This is a genomic window from Vibrio sp. 2130-1, from assembly GCF_033339515.1.
Genome location: NZ_JAWOUT010000317.1, coordinates 1 through 676, shown reverse-complemented (window position 1 = coordinate 676; position 676 = coordinate 1). Strand labels below are relative to the sequence as shown.

The 676-nt window shown below is 42.2% G+C and carries 1 protein-coding gene; it reads right to left on the bottom strand.

What is annotated here, in order from left to right; all coding sequences use genetic code 11:
- Positions 1 to 676 (bottom strand): type VI secretion system baseplate subunit TssF (locus R7Q09_RS25960; protein ID WP_318143921.1); only part of this gene is annotated, 676 nt, incomplete at both ends.

Genomic DNA, 676 nt, shown 5'->3' with positions numbered 1-676 from the left:
TGGAAGGAGACGTTTAGGTTCCATGGTTGATTTGAACAGATTTACAATGGAACTTGGAAGGAGACGTTTAGGTTCCATGGTTGATTTGAACAGATTTACAATGGGAACACAGCCAACCATGACACTTTCCTCGTCTACTTGCTTTGGTAGCCAGTCATCGCTTGTATCGAAGTAAAAACAAATCTCGACCTGCCCTTGAATCTCTAACTTATCTAAGCCGAGCTCGATCAAGTCAAAGAACATGAATTTTTCTGGGAAATGAAGGTACTCGACCAATAAACGAGATCCCGAAAAACTTCTCTTACTGTAAGGGACGACTTGTTCCTCGTCCCCAAAACCAACCGATTGAAGATGCCTCTTAGTTAGAGGCATGATTTCTTTACCATCCAATACGATTGAAAGACCAATCAAACTTTGGAATAACATTTGATATAGCTTGAGTGTTAATTGCGTCTGTCCATTTAAGTACAAACGCAAACAATCGATACCCATGGAATTGATAGAGGACTCTGAATCATGAGCACTCAGCCGACACCTTAGTACAGAGTGCGCATTATGCTCCCACTTAGAGCCAGTAGGCTTGAAAGGCGCGTTCTCAAATGAACCAGAGATAATATCGAGTGGATACATTGTTGTCGGGTAACCGGTTCGAAACTGACAATCTTGATATCCAGGG